The organism is Kineococcus radiotolerans SRS30216 = ATCC BAA-149, assembly GCF_000017305.1.
Lineage (GTDB): Bacteria > Actinomycetota > Actinomycetes > Actinomycetales > Kineococcaceae > Kineococcus > Kineococcus radiotolerans.
Genome location: NC_009664.2, coordinates 661,176 through 679,095, shown reverse-complemented (window position 1 = coordinate 679,095; position 17,920 = coordinate 661,176). Strand labels below are relative to the sequence as shown.

Here is a 17,920-nt window from a genome sequence, read left to right as displayed (position 1 = left end):
CTTCCCCAACCTCCGCCGGGCCGCGCGCGTTCCCACGCCGACGGAGCAACGCGTTCGCTCGTAGCTGAGGTGTCGTCCGTCACACCGGCCGGGGCGGCGCGGGCGGCGCGCGGCGCGTGCCTCGCGCCGCCCGCGCCTCGAACGCCCGTACGCTTCCGGGGTGACTCCGCCCAGCCCCACCCCGGACGACAAGTACACCGCGGCGAACCTGCTCGTCCTCGAGGGACTCGAAGCCGTCCGCAAGCGCCCGGGCATGTACATCGGCTCGACGGACTCCCGGGGCCTCATGCACTGCCTGTGGGAGATCATCGACAACTCCGTCGACGAGGCGCTGGGCGGGCACTGCTCCCGGATCGACGTGGTCCTGCGCCGCGACGGCTCCGTGGAGGTGCGCGACGACGGCCGCGGCATCCCCGTCGACGCGGAGAAGCGCACCGGGCTGTCCGGGGTGGAGGTCGTCTTCACCCACCTGCACGCCGGCGGGAAGTTCGGCGGCGGGTCCTACTCCGCCTCCGGGGGGCTGCACGGGGTGGGGGCCAGCGTCGTCAACGCCCTGTCCGCCCGCCTCGACGTCGAGGTCGACCGCGGGGGCAAGACGTACGCGACGAGCTTCCGCCGCGGCACCCCCGGCCGCTACGCCGGGGAGGGGCCCGACGCCGACTTCACCCCCGAGACCGGGCTCGCCGTCGTCGGCCGCGCCAAGCGGGGGGTCACCGGGACCCGGGTGCGCTACTGGGCGGACCGGCAGATCTTCCTCAAGGAGGCCGCGTTCTCCTACGAGGACCTCGTCGCCCGGGCCCGCCAGACGTCCTTCCTGGTGCCGGGGCTGCGCATCGTCCTGCGCGACGAGCGCTCGGGGGAGGCGACGGAGGAGGTCTTCCAGCACGACGGCGGGATCGGCGAGTACGCCGACTTCCTCACCCCCGACGCCCCCGTCACCTCGGTGTGGCGCCTGCAGGGCGAGGACACCTTCACCGAGACCGTCCCCGTCCTCGACGACAGCGGGCACATGAGCCCGCAGGAGGTCACCCGCGACTGCGTCGTGGACATCGCCCTGCGCTGGGGCACCGGCTACGACCCGACGGTCCGCTCGTTCGTCAACATCATCTCCACCCCCAAGGGCGGGTCGCACCTGTCGGGGTTCGAGCAGGGGCTGCACGCCGCGGTGAAGAAGCAGGTGGACGCCCAGGCCCGGCGGCTGAAGGTGGGCCGGGACGAGAAGCTGGAGAAGGACGACGTCCTCGCCGGGCTGACGGCCGTGGTCACCGTGCGGCTGGCCGAACCGCAGTTCGAGGGCCAGACCAAGGAGGTCCTGGGGACCGCCGCGGTGCGCGCCATCGTGCGCAAGGTGGTGGAGAACGAGCTCGGCGCGGTGTTCGCCTCGCCCAAGCGCGACGACAAGCAGGAGGCGACGGCCGTGCTGGACAAGGTCGTCGCCGAGATGAAGTCACGGATCTCCGCGCGCCTGCACAAGGAGACCCAGCGCCGCAAGAACGCCCTGGAGAGCTCCTCGCTGCCGGCGAAGCTCAAGGACTGCCGCTCCGACGACGTGGACAACACCGAGCTGTTCCTCGTGGAGGGCGACTCCGCGCTGGGGACGGCGATGGGAGCGCGCAACTCCGAGTACCAGGCCCTGCTGCCGCTGCGCGGCAAGATCCTCAACGTCCAGAAGGCGTCCGTCACGGACATGCTGAAGAACGCCGAGTGCGCCTCGATCATCCAGGTCGTGGGCGGGGGCTCCGGGCGCAGCTTCGACCTGAGCGCGGTGCGCTACGGCAAGATCGTGCTGATGACCGACGCCGACGTCGACGGCGCGCACATCAGGACGCTGCTGCTGACGCTGTTCTTCCGCTACATGCGCCCCCTCATCGAGGCCGGCCGGGTGTTCGCGGCCGTCCCCCCGCTGCACCGCCTGGAGGTGACCCAGCCGGGCAAGAAGGGCAAGGAGGTCGTCTACACGTACTCCGACGCCGAGCTGCGCCGGGTGACCGCGGACCTGAACCGGCGCGGGCGCAGCTACCGGGAGCCCCAGCGCTACAAGGGGCTGGGGGAGATGGACGAGGACCAGCTGGCCGAGACGACCATGGAGCGCCAGCACCGCACCCTGCGCCGGGTGACGGTGGCCGACGGCGCGGTGGCCGACCGGGTCTTCGAGCTCCTCATGGGCAACGACGTCGCCCCGCGCAAGGACTTCATCATCGCCGGGGCGGAGAAGCTGGACCGGGGCCGCATCGACGCCTGACCCCCGGATGTCCGTTCGGACCCGTTTCGGGTCTGGTTGAGTCCGTTCGCTTGACTTCGTGCCTGAACCGGGCGTAGAACTGGGCCCGGTTCAGCCCGCACGACCAGACGACGGAGTCGATCGATGTACGCACCGGAGCGGCACCAGGCCATCCTCGACGCGGCCCGCGAGGCGGGCCGGGTCGAGGTCAGCGCCCTGGCCGACCGCCTCGACGTGACGCCCGAGACGATCCGCCGCGACCTCACCGTCCTGGAGCGGCGCGGGGTCCTGCGCCGCGTCCACGGCGGGGCCATCCCCGTCGAGCGCCTCGGCGCCGAGCTCGCGGTGCCCGAGCGGCAGGACGTCGCCGGCGCCGAGAAGGACCGCATCGCCCTGGCCGCGCTCGCCGAGCTCCCCGACGGGGGGACCCTGATCCTCGACGCCGGGACCACGACGGCCCGCTTCGCCGAGCTCCTGCCCACCGACCGCGAGCTCGTCGTCGTCACCCACGCCCTGCCCATCGCGGTGGTCGTGGCCGACCGCCCCAACCTCACCCTCCACCTCGTGGGGGGCACCGTGCGCGGGCGCACCCTGGCCGCCGTCGGCGGCTGGGCCGAGCGCGCGCTCGCCGAGGTCTTCGCCGACGTCTGCTTCCTCGGCACCAACGCCCTCACCGTCGAGCGCGGCCTCACCACCCCCGACCTCGCCGAGGCGGCCGTGAAGCGCGCGCTCATCTCCTCCGCCCGGCGCACCGTCGTCCTCGCCGACCACACCAAGTTCGGCCGCGACGACTTCGCCCACGTCGCAGACCTGGAGGCCGTCGACACCGTGATCACCGACACCGCCACCGACCCCGGCATCGTCTCCGACGTCGAGGCCGCCGGCCCCCGGGTCGTGCGGGCGTGAACGTCCTCACCGTCACCCCCAACCCGAGCATCGACCACACCGTCGAGCTCGCGACCCTCACCCGCGGCGAGGTGCACCGCGCGCTCTCCGGGACCGTCGAGGCCGGCGGCAAGGGCGTCAACGTCGCCCGCGCCCTGGCCCGCCACGACCACCGGGCCACCGCCGTCCTGCCCTCCGGCGGCGTCGACGGCGACCGGCTGGAGGTCCTGCTCGCCCCGCAGCGCGTCGACGCGGTCACGGTGGCCATCACCGGCACGATCCGCACCAACACGACCGTCGTCGAGGCCGACGGCACGACGACCAAGCTCAACGAACCCGGTCCGCGGCTGTCCGGCCCCGAGCTCGACGCGCTCCTGCGGGTCGTGACCGCCCGCCTCACCGTGCGACCGGACTGGCTGGTCGCCAGCGGCAGCCTCCCCCCGGGAGCCCCCTCCGACCTGCACGCCCGGTTCGTCCGCGCCGCCCGGGCCGCCGGGGTCCGCTCCGCCGTGGACACCTCCGGCCCCGCGCTCGCCGCCGCCGTGGACGCCGGACCGGACCTGGTGAAACCCAACCAGGAGGAGCTCGGCGAACTCCTCGGCCGGGAACTCCTCACCGTGGGCGACGTCGTGGCGGCCGCCCGGGAACTGCGCACCCGCGGGGTCGGCGAGGTCCTCGTCAGCCTCGGCGGCGGGGGTGCGCTGCTGGTGACCGGCGACGGCGTCTGGTGGGGGGGTGGGGAACCCCTCGTCCCCCTCAGCACCGTCGGGGCGGGGGACTGCACCCTCGCCGGCTACCTGCACACCGGAGCCCCTGCTGCGCAACGGCTCTCGACCGCCATGGCCTGGGGCCGCGCGGCCGTCCTGCTGCCCGGCAGCAGCGTCCCCGGGCCCACCGAGACCCTGGCGGCCGCCCCCGGCGTCCGCGTCCTGCCCGATCCCGATCCCGAAACCCTCGTGAAGGACCTGCAGCGATGACCGATCTGACCGCACCCGAACTCGTCCTCGTCGACCTGAGGGCCACCGACCGCGTCGACGCCACCCGGCAGCTCGGGCAGACCCTCGCCGACGCCGGCCGGGTGACCGACCTCGAGCGGTTCCTCGCCGACGTCGCCGCCCGCGAGGAGCAGATGGCCACCGGGATCCCCGGCGGCATCGGCCTGCCCCACGCCCGCTCGGCGGCCGTCACCGTCCCCAGCCTCGCCATCGGCCGCGTCGTCTCCGGCGGGGGCGTCGACTGGGGCGCCCCCGACGGCCCCGCCACCCTCGTCTTCCTCATCGCCGCGCCCACCACCGGCGAGGCCGACCACCTGACGATCCTCGCCGCGCTCGCCCGCAAGCTCGTGCACGCCTCCTTCCGCGAATCCCTCCTCGAGGCCCCCGACGCCGCAGCCGTCGCCTCGACCGTCCTGAAAGAGGTGTACGGACGATGAAGTTCGTCGCGATCACCAGCTGCCCCACGGGCATCGCCCACACGTACATGGCCGCCGAGGCCCTCGAGGTCGCCGGACGCGAGGCCGGGCACGAGGTCCAGGTCGAGACGCAGGGGGCGGCGGGCTCGGCCCCGTTCGACCCGGCTGTCATCGCCGCCGCCGACGGCGTCATCTACGCCGCCGACCTCGAGGTCCGCGACAAGGACCGGTTCGCCGGGCTGCCCTCCGTCGACGTCGGGGTGAAGAAGGCCGTCGCCGATGCCCCCGGGGTCGTGGCCGCCGCGGTCGCGGCCGTCGAGGCCGCCCCGAAGGGGTCGACCCCGGCCCCCGCGGCCGGTCCCGCGCTGGCCAGCAGGGTCACCTCGAACGCCGGGGTGGGCACCCGCGTGCGGCAGTGGCTCATGACCGGGGTCAGCTACATGATCCCGTTCGTCGCCGCCGGCGGCATCATGATCGCGCTCGCCTTCCTCATCGGCGGGTACCAGATCTCCGACGTCACCGCCGCCGACCTCATCTCCGGGTTCGACCCGCTGTCCGGCCGCGACTGGGCCGGTCTGCTGTTCGTCCTCGGCGGTGCGGCCTTCGGGTTCCTCGTCCCCGTCCTCGCCGGGTTCATCGCGTTCGGCATCGCCGACCGCCCGGGCATCGCCCCGGGTTTCGTCGGCGGCACCATCGCCGTGACCGTGGGCGCGGGTTTCCTCGGCGGCCTCGCCGCCGGTTTCCTCGGCGGTTTCGTCGCCTTGGGCCTGGCTCGGCTGAAGGTGCCGAACGCCGTGCGCGGCATCATGCCCGTCGTCGTCATCCCGCTGGTGGCGACGTTCCTCACCGCCGGCGCGATGCTCGTCGTCCTCGGCCGCCCCATCGCCTGGCTCATGGAGCAGCTCACCGACGGGCTGAACTCCCTCTCCGGCAGCGGGATCGTCCTGCTCGGGGTGATCCTCGGCGTCATGATGGCCGCCGACCTCGGCGGCCCGATCAACAAGGTCGCCTACACCTTCGCGACCACCGGCCTGGCCACCGCCGCGACCAGTTCCGGCGACCCCGTGGAGCTGAAGGTGATGGCCGCGGTGATGGCCGCCGGCATGACCCCGCCGCTGGGCATCGCGCTGGCCACGTTCGTCCGCAGGGCCCTGTTCACCGAGGCCGAGCGGCAGAACGGCAAGGCCGCGGTCCTGCTCGGCGCCTTCTTCATCACCGAGGGCGCGATCCCGTTCGCCGCCGCCGCCCCGCTGCGCATCATCCCCGCCGCGATGATCGGCTCCGGCCTCACCGGCGGCCTGACGATGCTCTTCGACAACACCCTGCGCGCCCCGCACGGCGGCGTCGTCGTCCTCGGCCTCGTCGGGCAGCCGCTGCTGTACCTCGTCGCGATCCTCCTCGGCACCGCGGTCACCGCCGCCGCCGTGATCGTCCTCAAGGGCCTGCACCGCGAGGTGCCCCCGGCCGCCGACGCGCCCGCCGGCACCCGCAGCACCCAGACCACCCCCGCCTGAGCGACCCGAGAACCCCGGAGGCAACCCGTGTCCACCGCCACCCGCACCGCTGTCGTCGCCTCCCGCGTCGGCCTGCACGCCCGCCCCGCGTCGCTGTTCGTCCAGGCCGCCGCGGCGACCGGGCTGCCGGTCACCATCGCCGTCGGGTCCGGCGACCCCGTCGACGCCCGCAGCATCCTCATGGTCATGGGGCTGGGCGCCCGGCACGGCGACCGGGTCGTCCTGTCCGCCGAGGGGGAGGGGGCCGAGGAGGCCCTCGCCACCCTCGCCGGCCTCGTGGAGACCGACCACGATGCGTGAGCTCACCGGGGTGGGCGTCGGCACCGGCGCCGCGGTCGGGGCGGCGGTCGTGCTCGCGCCCGCCGCCCGGCCGCCGGCCGACGAACCCGCCGCGACCGACCCCGCCACCGCGGGCGCCGACGTCCGGGCGGCGTTCGACGCCGTCGCCGACGCGCTGCGCGCCCGGGCGGACCGGGCCGGCGGGACGACGGCCGACGTCCTGCGGGCGACCGCGCTGATGGCCGCCGACCCCGGCCTGCTGGCCGAGGTGGACCGCCGCCTCGGGCTCGGCACCGGCCCCGCGACGGCCGTCGACGAGGCCGTCGAGACGTTCTGCGACCTGCTCGCCGCGAGCGGGCCCTACCTGGCCGAGCGGGTCACCGACCTGCGCGACGTGCGGGACCGGGTCGTGGCCCGGGTCCTCGGGCTGCCCGAACCCGGCGTCCCCGACCTCACCGGCCCCTCCGTCGTCGTCGCCCGCGACCTCGCCCCGGCCGACACCGCCGCGCTGGACCTGACGCGGGTCGTCGGCATCGTCACCGAGCTCGGCGGCCCCACGAGCCACACCGCGATCATCGCCGCCCAGTTCGACATCCCCTGCGTCGTGCGCGTCGCCGGGGCCCTGGACCTGCCCGACGGGGCGGAGCTCGCGCTGGACGCCCGCGCGGGCACCGTCACCCTCCACCCCGGGGTGGAGCTGCGCTCGGCCGTCGGGGCCCGTCGCGCCGCGCGCGCCGAGCTCGCCCGCTCCGCCGGCGGCCCCGGCCGCACCGCCGACGGCGTCGCCGTGCAGCTGCTGGCCAACGTGGGGACCCTCGAGGACGCCGAACGCGCTGCGGCGCTGGACGTCGAGGGCGTGGGCCTGTTCCGCACCGAGGTCCTCTTCCTGGAGCGGACCACCGCCCCGACGCTGGAGGAGCAGGCCGAGGTGTACGCCCGGGTGCTGCGGGCGTTCGGCGAGCGCAAGGTCGTCGTGCGCACCCTCGACGCCGGCGCGGACAAGCCGCTGGCCTTCGTCGAGGCGGCGGCGGAGGAGAACCCGGCGCTGGGGGTCCGCGGCCTGCGGACCGCCCGCCGCCACCCCGCCCTCCTCGACACGCAGCTCGGCGCCCTCGCCGCGGCGGCGAGGGCCAGCGGGACCCAGCCCTGGGTGATGGCGCCCATGGTCGCCACCGCGCAGGAGGCCGCCGGCTTCGCGGCCCGCGCCCGGGCCGCCGGCCTGAACCGCGTCGGGGCCATGGTCGAGGTCCCCGCGGCCGCGCTGCGGGCCCCGCAGCTGCTGGCCGCCGGGCTCGACTTCGTCAGCGTCGGCACCAACGACCTGACCCAGTACGCCATGGCCGCCGACCGCCTCGCCGGGGACCTGGCCGAGCTGCTGGACCCGTGGCAGCCCGCGGTGCTGCAGCTGGTGGGTCTCACCGGGTCGGCCGGGGCCGCGCGCGGGGCACCGGTCGGGGTCTGCGGGGAGGCCGCCCGCGACCCGCTGCTGGCCCTGGTCCTGGTGGGGCTGGGGGTCACCAGCCTCTCGATGGCCCCCGCCGCGGTGCCCGCGGTCCGCTCCGCCCTGGCCCGCACCGACGCCGCGACCTGCCGGGCGATGGCCGCAGCGGCCCTGGCGGCGGACTCGCCCGCCGGGGCCCGCGACGCGGCGGCGGGGCTGGCCGACCCGGGGGTCCTGGCGCTGTAACGTGCTCCCCGTACGAGCAGCACGTCGCGCGTTCTCGACGGACCCCTCGACGGGACGTCCCCCCGGCCTCGTCGAGGGGTTCCTCCGGAACGCGCGCCGTGACGTCGGGAGGAGCGCGGGGATGCCCAGGGTCGTGGCGACGACGGCGGGCGCGGTCCGGTCCCGCCCGGCCCGGCGCGGGGTGGTCTCCTTCCTCGGCATCCCCTACGCCGCGGCCCCGGTGGGGCTGCGGCGGTTCGCCGCCCCCGCCCCGGCCGAGGCCTGGGAGGGGGTCCGGGAGGCCGTCGCGCCCTCGCCGGTGGCCCCCCAGGACCCCCGCTCCGGCTACGGCTGGAGCCACTCCGCGGGCGAGGACCACCTGACCCTGGACGTCCACGTGCCCGCCGGGTCCCCGCACGACCTGCCGGTCCTGGTGTGGATCCACGGCGGGGGCTGGGTCTCGGGGTCCGGTTCGGCGCCGGAGTACCACCCGGCGGCCTGGGTGGCGCGCGGGTTCGTCGTCGTCTCCATGAACTACCGCCTGGGCTTCGAGGGCTTCGGGGCCGTCCCCGGCGCCCCGCACAACCGGGGCCTGCTCGACCAGGTGGCGGCGCTGCGCTGGGTGCAGGAGAACGTCGCCGCGTTCGGCGGCGACCCCGCCCGGGTGACGATCGCGGGCCAGTCCGCGGGGGCGACCTCGGTGGCCGCGCTGATGTGCGCCCCGGCCGCGCGGGGGCTGTTCACCCGCGCGATCGCCGCCAGCGTCACGGCGGAGACGTACACCGTCGCCCAGGCCGAGCGGGTGGCCGCCCGCGTCGCGCGGGCGGCGCGGGTCCCCTTCGACCGCGCCGGGTTCGCGGGGCTGCCGCCGATCCGGTTGCTGGCCGCCTCCGACGCCGTGGCGCAGGACCTCGCCGCCGACCCCGACGCCGGCCCGCGGGGTGCGGTGCCGCTGCTCTACCACCCCGTGGTGGACGGGGAGATCGTCCCCGGCCCCTTCGTGGAAGGGCCCGGCGCCGGCGGCGACCCGGCGGTGGACCTCATGGTCTCCACCGTCGCCGACGAGTGGACGCTGTTCTCCCGCAGCGGTTTCGCCCCCGTGGCCAAGGAGTGGGCCGACGTCGCGGCGTTCGCGGCGGCGGTCGGTCTGCCGCCCGCGGCGGTGGCGGGGTACCGCGAGCTGCTGCCCTCGGCCGGTCCCGGTGCCGTGGGTGACGCGCTGCTCAGCGACGCCCTGTTCGCCGAACCCTCCCGGCGGTTCGCCCGGGCCCACGCCGCGCGCGGGGGCCGGACGTTCCTCTCCCGCTTCACGTGGCGCTCCCCGGCGCTGGGCGGGCGGTTCGGGGCGACCCACGGCCTCGACGTGCCGTTCGCCTTCGGCAACCCGCGGGCGATGGAGCTGTTCCTGCACGCCGTCCCCGTCCTCCCGCTGGCCCGCCGGGTGCCGGGTGCGCCGTCGCGGCTGCGGGGGGTGTTCCCCACCCCGGCCGCCGCGGCGCTGTCGCGGCGGATGGTCGCGGCGTGGACGTCGTTCGCGGCGAGCGGCGACCCGGGCTGGCCGGCGGCGGGGGCCGACGGGACCCCCGTGCACGTCTGGGGTTCCCGGGACGCCCTCGACCGCGCCCCGGACCCCCGCGAGCGGATCTGGGCGGGCGTCGGGTTCCGGCCCTACGACGGCTCCCCGGTGGCCACCGCCCGGGGGTGAGGGCCGGGGGCGCGGCCCCCGTGCGGCCGCAGCGCCCGCCGACCGCCCTGTGCGATGGTGGTGGGGTGACCGGGGGTGAGGGGGCCGTCGAGGTGCGGCTGCTCGGCCTGCCGCTGCGGCACCGGGCGCGCCTGAGCGTCCACGTCGAGGGGTTGCTGAGGGAACTGGCCCTCGTCCGTGTCGGCGAGGCGCAGGGAGCCGGCGGTTCGTGGCCGGCGCGGCTGCTGGAGCTGGCCGTGGACCTCGACACCACCTACGCGCCCTACCGGGCCCAGCGCGCGGGGGCCATGGACGCCGCGCTCGCCGCCGGGGAGGAGTTCTTCGACGCCGTCTACGCCGCGTCCCCGCTCTCCGCCGGCTGGGTCGCCCACCTGGACGCCGTGCTGGAGGAGGCCGACGACTTCTGCCGCGCCCAGCAGCACCTGCTCACGCTGCCGACCCCCGCGGAGCTGGTGGCCTTCCGGCGCTGGATGTTCGCGGAGATCCTGGGCCAGCTGCGCGGGGAGGCGCCGCACCCCTGGCCCGGTTCCCGGCGGGGGGAGCGGCCGGCCCCGGCGGGGTCGCCCGGCGGGGCCGCGGTCCCGGCCCCCGCAGCGGCCCCCGGGACGGCCCCCGGGACGGTGGCCGGAGCGCCGCTGGTGGTCGACGTGGGCGCGGGGGCGGTGTCGCAGGCCCGCCGCTACGTGCGCCGGGTCCTGCGCGAGCTGGACGCCGCCCACCTGGAGGAGTCCGGTGAGCTCGCCGTCTCCGAACTGGTCACCAACGCCGTGCTGCACGCCGGCACCCCCTCCACCGTCACCGTGCGCACCACACCCGCCGGCGGGGTGCGGGTGGAGGTCAGCGACACCTCGCCCACCCCCGTGCAGACCCGCCACCACGGGCCCGCCGCCACCACCGGGCGGGGGTTGCAGCTGGTCGCGGCCGTCTCCTCCGCCTGGGGCGTGGAGGTGCTGCCCGAGCGGAGCGGCCCGGGCAAGTGCGTGTGGTTCGAGCCGCGGGCGGTCGCGGTCGAGACACCCCTCGCCCTCGGCGACTGGGCCGACGAGCTCGCCGAGCTGCGGTAGCGCGTCCCCGGCCGTCTCCCTCACCGCCCTCGTCACCGCCCCGGCCCCTGTTGCCGGGACCGGCCCCACCTCGGAGAGTGGGGGCGTGGACACCGCGGCGGCGCCCGAGCACGTCGACGTGCTCGTCGTCGGGGCCGGGCTGTCCGGGATCGGGGCCGCCTGCCAGCTCCGCCGGCGCCTGCCCGCGACGACGTTCGCCGTCCTGGAGGCGCGGGGGACCACCGGCGGCACCTGGGACCTGTTCCGCTACCCCGGCGTCCGCTCGGACTCCGACATGCACACCCTGGGGTACTCCTTCCGGCCCTGGCGCGGGGCGAGGGCCATCGCCGACGGGGCCTCCATCCGCGAGTACGTCGCGGACACCGCGCGCGAGTTCGGCGTCGACGAGCGGATCCGCTTCCACCACCGGGTCCTCAGCGCGCACTTCTCCACCGCCACCGCCCGCTGGACCCTCCTCGTGGAACGCCCCGCCCCCGGCGGCGGGTCGCAGACCGTGCGCATGACGTGCGGGTTCCTGCTGAGCTGCACCGGCTACTACCGCTACGACCGGGGCCACACCCCCCGGTTCCCCGGCGTGGCGGACTTCCGGGGCCGGGTGGTGCACCCGCAGCACTGGCCCGCCGACCTCGACACCGCGGGGAAGCGGGTCGTCGTCATCGGCAGCGGCGCCACCGCGGTCACCCTCGTCCCCAACCTGGCCCGCGACGCCGCGCACGTCACGATGCTGCAGCGGTCCCCGAGCTGGGTCGTGGCGCTGCCCTCCCGCGACCACCTCGCGGACCGGTTGCGCGGCAGGGTGCCCGAGGGGCTCGCCCACGTCCTGGTGCGGGCGAAGAACGTGGCGCTGGCCACCGCGAGCTACCAGTTCGCCCGCCGCCGGCCGCAGAGCGCCCGCCGCCTGCTGCGCGAGCGCGCCGCGGCGGCGCTGCCCGCCGGGTTCGACGTCGACCGCCACTTCGGCCCGGCCCACGACCCGTGGGACCAGCGCCTCTGCGTCGTCCCCGACGGGGACCTCTTCCGCGCCCTGCGGGCGGGGACGGCGTCGGTGGTCACCGACGGGATCGACACCTTCACCCCCGACGGGATCCGGCTCACCTCCGGGAGGGACCTGCCCGCCGACGTCGTCGTCACCGCCACCGGTCTCGACCTGCTGTTCCTCGGCGGGATGGACCTCGCCGTGGACGGGGTTCCCGTCGACCCCGCCGACCGGGTCGTCCACCGGGGGATGATGCTCTCCGGCGTGCCGAACCTGGCCTTCGCCCTCGGCTACACCAACGCGTCCTGGACGCTGAAGGTCGACCTCGTCACCGAGCACGTGTGCCGGCTGCTGGGGTTCATGACCCGCCGCGGCCACCGCGTCGTCACCCCGGGGGAACCCCCCACCGCCGAGCGCCGTCCGCTCATCGACCTCGACGCCGGGTACGTGCGCCGCGCCGCCGGGAAGCTCCCGCAGCAGGGCGCGGCGACGCCGTGGCGGCTGCACCAGAACTACCCGCTGGACGTCATCGGGTTGCGGTACCGCCCCGTCGCCGGCCCCGGCCTGGAGTTCGCCTGACCGGTGGACCGTCCCGGCACCGGGCACCGGGCGCCAACCTCGCCGGCGCCCGCCGCGCCCTCCCGCGCGCCCGGCCGGGGCCGCGCCGGGCTCAGGCCAGGAACGCCTCCACGTCGAGGACGCCGCCCGCCGCCTCGAACTCCGCCCGCACCGCGGCGAGCAGGTCCGCGTCGGCCAGCAGGTCCAGCGCGGTCAGCGCCAGCCCCACCGCCCCGTCGAGGACCCCGGCGTCGCCCGAGGGCGAACCCGCGGCGGCCGCGAACTCCGCGGTGTGCAGCGACAGGCCCGGACCGGCCACGGCGAGCATCGGGTGGATCGAGGGGACCCGGACGCTGACGTTGCCGAGGTCGGTGGACCCGGCGAGGGTCTCCGGGACGATCCCCGGCGGCAGCGAGGTCCGGCCCCGCCGCCGCTGGTGGAGCGTCCAGCGCGCGGCCATCTCCCGGTTCGCCCGGATCGGCAGGTAGGCGGGGGCGCGGTCCCACTCCAGCTCCACCCCGCACCCGGTCATCGCCGCCGCGGCGCGCAGGATCGTGTCCACCCGGGCGCACAGGTCGGTCAACGTCGCCGGTTCGGCCGAGCGCACGTAGTACTCCGAGACGGCCGTGGCCGGGACGACGTTCGGGCGCTGCCCGCCGTCGAGGACGATGCCGTGGACGCGGTCGGTGGGCGGGACGTGCTGGCGCAGCATCGCGATCCCCTGGTAGCCGGCGACCACGGCGTCCAGGGCGTTGCGGCCCATGAACGGCTGCGCCGAGGCGTGCGCGGGGACCCCGGTGTAGGTGGCCCGCACCTGGCGGCGGCCGAGGAAGGGCTGCACGGCCACGTCGTAGCTGAACGGGTGCAGCATGACGACCGCGTCCACGCCCGCGAAGGCGCCCTCGCGCGCCATCGTCTCCTTGCCGCCCCCGCCCTCCTCGGCGGGGGTGCCGAGCAGGACCGCGGTCCCGGCCACCCCGCCCGACCGCAGGGCGCGGGCCAGCCCCAGGAACGCCCCCACCGCGGCCGCGCCGATGACGTTGTGCCCGCAGCCGTGCCCGATGCCGGGCAGGGCGTCGTACTCGGCCAGGACGGCCACGACCGGCCCGTCCCCGCCACCGACCTGCGCCCGCAGCGCGGTGCCCAGGCCGTGCACGCCGACCGCGGCCTCGACCCCGTGGCGCGCCAGCAGGTCCGCGAGCGCCCGCACCGAGCGGTGCTCGGCGAAGGCCTCCTCCGGGTGGGCGTGCAGGTCGTGGCTGAGGGCGAGCAGCTCGGGACCGGCCGCCTCGACCGCCGCCTCCGCCTCCGCCCGCAGCGCCTCCGCGGCGCCGGCGTACCCGCTCGTCAGCGGCGTCGCGGTGGCCGCGGCCCGCTCGATCCCGGCCCGCACCGCGTCCAGGTAGGCCGGGTCGGGTCGGGTCGGGCGCGCGGGGTCGCTCGTCTGCTCAGCCATGGCAGGTAGGCCTACCGCGCCGGCCCCGGCCCTGGCCAGCCGGGCGCCGCGCGGGCGCCGTGCCTAGGGTGGCGGCGTGAGCGACCTCCCCGTCCCCGCCGGCACCGTGCCCGCCGCCCGCGCCCGCGCCCGCATCGGCCTCTGGGGCGGCGCCCCCTGGGCCGACCCCGCCCGCCGCGACGAGGCCCGCGCGGCCGCCCGCGAGGTGGAGGCCTTCGGGTACTCCCGGATCTGGCTGTCCGGGGGCTTCGACCCCGGGGTGCACCCGGTGTTCGGGCTGCTGCTGGGGGCCACCGAGGAGATCGGCGTCGCCAGCGGCATCATCAGCGTCTACGCCGCCACCCCCGAGGAGACCGGGCGGGGGGCCGCCGAGCTGGAGCGCGAGCACCCCGGCCGGTTCCTGCTGGGGCTCGGCAACAGCCACGCCGCCATCGTCGAGCGGTCGGGGGTGGACTACGCCCGGCCCTACTCGCGCGCCGTCGAGCACCTCGACGCCCTCGACGCCGCGGGGTCCGTCCCGCCCGCGCGGCGCGTGCTGGCGGCGCTGGGCCCGCGGATGCTCCGCCTGGCGCGCGACCGCGCCCTGGGCGCGCACCCGTACTTCACCACCCCCGCGCACACCGCCTGGGCGCGCCAGGTGCTGGGGGAGGGGGTGCTGCTGGCCCCCGAGGTCGCCGTCGTCCTGGAGGAGGACCCGGCCCGGGCCCGCGAGATCGCCCGGCGCCACACCACCGGGTACCTCACCCTGCCGAACTACACCACCAACCTGCGCCGCTTCGGCTACGGCGACGAGGACTTCGCCGACGGCGGCAGCGACCGCCTCGTCGACGAGCTCGTCCCGTGGGGTTCCACCGCCACCGTGGTGGCCGGGATCGCCCGCCACGTCGACGCCGACGAGGTCGCCGTGCAGGTGCTCACCGCCTCCGGCGACGACTTCCCGCTGGCCCAGTGGGGCGACCTGGCCCACGCCCTGATCGGCTGACCCCGGCCGGGGGCGGTGCGCACCGCCCCCGGCCGGCTCAGACCTGCGGCGGTCCCGCGATCGCCGCGATCGGGCGGTCCACCGCGGTGCCGGAGCCGTCGCGCCGGCCCGGGACGTCGGGCAGCGCCACGGCCGTCCCCGTGCTCGTCGCCGCCTCCGCGGGCCCCTGCCCCGCCCAGGCCAGGAGCAGGACGTCCTCCCCGCGGGCGAAGCGGTGGCAGCGGACCCCGCCGGTGGCCCGGCCCTTGGGCGGGTACTCCGCCAGCGGCGTCACCTTCACCGACCCGAGCTGGGAGACGCCGCTGGTGGAGTCGCCGGCGACGGTCACCACCACCGGGTCCACCGCGTCGGGCGCCACCGCCGTCATCGCCACGACCCGGGCCCCGGCCGAGAGCTTGATCCCGGCCATGCCCGCCGCGGCCCGGCCCTGGGGGCGCACCAGCGCCGCCGGGAACCGCAGCAGCTGGGCGTCGGAGGTGACGAACACCAGCTCCTCCTCGCCGGTGGTCAGCCCCACCGCGGCCACGACCTCGTCGCGCTGGCGCGGACCGAGGTCCTTGAGGGTGATCACCTCGACCTCCTCGCGGTTGCCGAGGGGGTCCAGCACGACGCGCTTGACGACGCCGCCGGCGGTGGCGAGGGCGAACCCGGGGTCGTCGGGGTCCTCGACCCCCGTCACCGGCAGCGGGACGATCGTCAGCGCCCGCTCGCCCTTGCCGAAGGTGACGAACTCCTTCACCCCCGTCCCGCCGGCCAGGTTCGGCCGCCCGGCCGTCTCGGGCAGCACGGGCAGGTCCAGCACCGGCACCCGCACCAGCCGCCCCGCGGAGGTGAGCACGCCGACGTGGCCCCGGGCGGTCGCCGGGGCGGCGGCCACCACCAGGTCGTGCCGGCTGCGGCGGCCCTCGGTGCCCAGCGGTTCCGCCGACCCCGTCCGCGCCAGCAGCCCCGCCGAGGAGAGCAGCACCCAGCACGGGTCGTCGCCGATCTCCAGCTGCGTCGGCGCCGCGCCGCTCGCCGGCCCGGAGGACGTCAGCAGCACCGTGCGGCGCGGGGTCCCGTGCTCGGCGGCCACCGCGGCGAGCTCGTCGCCGACCAGCCCCCGCAGCCGGCCCTCGTCGTCGAGGATCGCCTGCAGCTGCGCGATCGTCGCCCGCAGCTCGGCCTGCTCGCGCTCCAGCTCGATGCGGGAGAAGCGGGTCAGCCGTCGCAGCTGCATGTCGAGGATGTAGCGCCCCTGGGCCTCCGAGAGGGAGAACCGCTCCGTCAGGCGGGCCAGCGCGGCCTGCGCGTCGTCGGAGGAGCGGACGATCGCGATGACCTCGTCGATGTCGACGATGGCGGTGAGCAGCCCGTCGACCAGGTGGAGGCGGTCCTGGGCCTTGCCGAGCCGGAACCGCGTCCGCCGGCGCACCACGTCGACGCGGTGGCCGATGAACACCTCGAGGAGTTCCTTCAGCCCCAGCGTCCGCGGCTGCCCCTCGACGAGGGCCACGTTGTTGATGCCGAACGACTCCTCCATCGGGGTCAGCCGGTACAGCTGCTCCAGGACGGCCTCGGGGACGAAACCGTTCTTCACCTCGATGACCAGGCGCATGCCGTGGTGGCGGTCGGAGAGGTCGGTGACGTCGGCGACGCCCTGCAGCTTCTTGTTCTTGACGTTGTCGGCGATCTTCTCGATGAGGCGCTCGGGACCCGCGCCGTAGGGCAGTTCCGTGACGACGATCCCCTGGCGGCGCCCGATCTTCTCGATCCGCACGCTGGCGCGGGTGCGGAACGAGCCGCGCCCGGTGGCGTAGGCGTCCCGGATGCCCTCCAGGCCGACGACGCGCCCGCCGGTGGGGAAGTCCGGGCCCGGCACGAAGCGCATGAGCGCGGGCAGGTCCGCGTCGGGGTGCTTCAGGAGGTGGCGGGCCGCGTTGACGACCTCGACCAGGTTGTGCGGCGGCATGTTCGTCGCCATCCCGACGGCGATGCCGCTGGCCCCGTTGACCAGCAGGTTCGGGAACGCCGCCGGCAGCACGCCGGGTTCGGTGAGGCGGTCGTCGTAGTTGGGGACGAAGTCGACGACGTCCTCGTCCAGGCCCGTCGTCATCAGCAGCGCCGCGGGCGCCATCCGCGCCTCGGTGTAGCGCTGGGCCGCGGGACCGGCGTCGAGGGAGCCGAAGTTGCCGTGCCCGTCCACCAGCGGCAGCCGCATCGTGAACGGCTGGGCCTGGCGGACCAGCGCGTCGTAGATGGCGACGTCGCCGTGGGGGTGCAGCTTGCCCATCACCTCCCCGACCACGCGGGCGGACTTCACGTGCGCCCGGGTGGGCACCAGGCCCATGTCCTGCATCATGTACAGGATCCGGCGCTGGACGGGCTTGAGGCCGTCGCGGGCGTCGGGCAGCGCGCGCGAGTAGATGACGGAGTAGGCGTACTCGAGGAACGCCCCCTGCATCTCCTGCTCGACGTCGATGTCGACGATCCGTTCCGGGACGTCGGGCGGCGGCGGAGGTGCGGTCCTGCGAGGCATGCCCGCATTCTGCCGTCCCCGTGCGACACCCCGCGTCCGCGTGCGCCCCCGGCGCGCCCTAACCGCCCCAGGGCACGCCGAACCGGCCGGCGTGGGCGGTGTCGGCCAGGGTCCGCCGGTGCCGGCGCGAGGGCCGGGACACCTCGCCCGGGGCGGGGTGCCCCAGGCTGACCACCGCGACCAGGCGGCGGTCCGCGGGCACCGCGAACGCCTCCCGCACCCCCGCGCGGGCCGCGGCGGGCACCCCGAACAGGCACGCCCCCAGGCCCTCCTCGACCGCCGCCAGCAGCAGCAGCAGCCCCGACATCCCGGTGTCGACGTCGGGCCAGGACACCTCCCAGGTGCCCGCGTCCCGGTCGGGGCCGGGCTTGTCGGGGGCGGCGTAGCGGCGGGCGTAGGCGCCCGGGTCGGCCAGCAGCAGCACCAGGACCGGCGCGGTGCGCATGCCCGCCAGCCAGGCGTCGCCCGGTCCGGGGCCCGCGGTGGCGGCCCAGAACCGGGCGCGCTCGGCGGCGGTGCGCAGGACCAGCAGATCCCGGCCCTGGCTGTTGCCCGCGCTCGGGGCGCGCAGCCCCGCGGACAGCACCCGCTCCAGCGCCTCGTCCCCGACCGGCCGCCCGTCGTAGCGGCGCACCATCCGCCGCCGCGCCAGGACCTCCCCGAACTCCACGTCCCTCACCCCGCC

At 76.4% G+C, this 17,920-nt stretch carries 14 protein-coding genes; 11 read left to right on the top strand and 3 right to left on the bottom strand.

Annotated elements, in window-relative coordinates; translation table 11 throughout:
- Positions 1 to 160 precede the first annotated feature (160 nt).
- The 10 genes from KRAD_RS03385 (at position 161) to KRAD_RS03340 (ending at position 12,300) form a co-directional block, all read left to right on the top strand.
- The gene (locus KRAD_RS03385) at positions 161 to 2,242 is read left to right on the top strand and encodes a DNA gyrase/topoisomerase IV subunit B (RefSeq protein WP_011981839.1); all 2,082 of its coding nucleotides are present in this window, start codon (positions 161 to 163) and stop codon (positions 2,240 to 2,242) included.
- 123 nt (positions 2,243 to 2,365) lie between these two features.
- On the top strand, positions 2,366 to 3,127 hold the full coding sequence (locus tag KRAD_RS03380) for a DeoR/GlpR family DNA-binding transcription regulator (protein ID WP_011981838.1): 762 nt from the start codon (positions 2,366 to 2,368) through the stop codon (positions 3,125 to 3,127).
- Positions 3,124 to 4,083, top strand: coding sequence for a 1-phosphofructokinase (gene pfkB / locus KRAD_RS03375; protein ID WP_011981837.1), 960 nt, complete (start codon positions 3,124 to 3,126; stop codon positions 4,081 to 4,083). Before KRAD_RS03380 ends, pfkB begins: the two co-directional genes overlap by 4 nt.
- Positions 4,080 to 4,538 carry a PTS sugar transporter subunit IIA gene (locus KRAD_RS03370; protein WP_041291878.1) on the top strand — a complete coding sequence of 153 codons (459 nt, stop codon included), beginning with the start codon at positions 4,080 to 4,082 and terminating at the stop codon, positions 4,536 to 4,538. The genes pfkB and KRAD_RS03370 overlap by 4 nt, the downstream gene beginning before the upstream one ends.
- On the top strand, positions 4,535 to 6,031 hold the full coding sequence (locus tag KRAD_RS03365) for a PTS fructose transporter subunit IIC (protein WP_041291877.1): 1,497 nt from the start codon (positions 4,535 to 4,537) through the stop codon (positions 6,029 to 6,031). The genes KRAD_RS03370 and KRAD_RS03365 overlap by 4 nt, the downstream gene beginning before the upstream one ends.
- Positions 6,032 to 6,058: 27 nt before the next feature.
- On the top strand, positions 6,059 to 6,331 hold the full coding sequence (locus KRAD_RS03360; RefSeq protein WP_011981836.1) for an HPr family phosphocarrier protein: 273 nt from the start codon (positions 6,059 to 6,061) through the stop codon (positions 6,329 to 6,331).
- Positions 6,324 to 7,997, top strand: coding sequence for a putative PEP-binding protein (locus KRAD_RS27430; protein WP_011981835.1), 1,674 nt, complete (start codon positions 6,324 to 6,326; stop codon positions 7,995 to 7,997). The genes KRAD_RS03360 and KRAD_RS27430 overlap by 8 nt, the downstream gene beginning before the upstream one ends.
- Positions 7,998 to 8,118: 121 nt before the next feature.
- Complete coding sequence (locus KRAD_RS03350) at positions 8,119 to 9,681, top strand: carboxylesterase/lipase family protein (RefSeq protein ID WP_011981834.1); 1,563 nt, start codon at positions 8,119 to 8,121, stop codon at positions 9,679 to 9,681.
- 65 nt (positions 9,682 to 9,746) lie between these two features.
- Positions 9,747 to 10,745, top strand: coding sequence for an ATP-binding protein (locus tag KRAD_RS23915; RefSeq protein WP_049821055.1), 999 nt, complete (start codon positions 9,747 to 9,749; stop codon positions 10,743 to 10,745).
- An 85-nt stretch (positions 10,746 to 10,830) separates the two neighbouring features.
- Positions 10,831 to 12,300: a flavin-containing monooxygenase gene (locus tag KRAD_RS03340; protein ID WP_011981832.1), complete on the top strand. Its 1,470-nt coding sequence runs from the start codon at positions 10,831 to 10,833 to the stop codon at positions 12,298 to 12,300.
- A 91-nt stretch (positions 12,301 to 12,391) separates the two neighbouring features.
- On the opposite strand, the gene KRAD_RS03335 is transcribed toward KRAD_RS03340, so the two are convergent.
- Complete coding sequence (locus KRAD_RS03335; RefSeq protein ID WP_011981831.1) at positions 12,392 to 13,735, bottom strand: M20 family metallopeptidase; 1,344 nt, start codon at positions 13,733 to 13,735, stop codon at positions 12,392 to 12,394.
- A gap of 76 nt (positions 13,736 to 13,811) precedes the next feature.
- Between KRAD_RS03335 and KRAD_RS03330 the strand changes: the two genes are divergently transcribed.
- On the top strand, positions 13,812 to 14,717 hold the full coding sequence (locus KRAD_RS03330; RefSeq protein WP_011981830.1) for a TIGR03620 family F420-dependent LLM class oxidoreductase: 906 nt from the start codon (positions 13,812 to 13,814) through the stop codon (positions 14,715 to 14,717).
- Positions 14,718 to 14,754: 37 nt separating this feature from the next.
- Here the strand turns inward: KRAD_RS03330 and KRAD_RS03325 are convergent, their stop codons facing one another.
- Both KRAD_RS03325 and KRAD_RS03320 read right to left on the bottom strand, forming a co-directional pair.
- Complete coding sequence (locus KRAD_RS03325) at positions 14,755 to 17,235, bottom strand: DNA gyrase/topoisomerase IV subunit A (RefSeq protein ID WP_011981829.1); 2,481 nt, start codon at positions 17,233 to 17,235, stop codon at positions 14,755 to 14,757.
- A gap of 58 nt (positions 17,236 to 17,293) precedes the next feature.
- On the bottom strand, positions 17,294 to 17,914 hold the full coding sequence (locus KRAD_RS03320) for a nitroreductase family protein (RefSeq protein ID WP_203417486.1): 621 nt from the start codon (positions 17,912 to 17,914) through the stop codon (positions 17,294 to 17,296).
- Positions 17,915 to 17,920 lie beyond the last annotated feature (6 nt).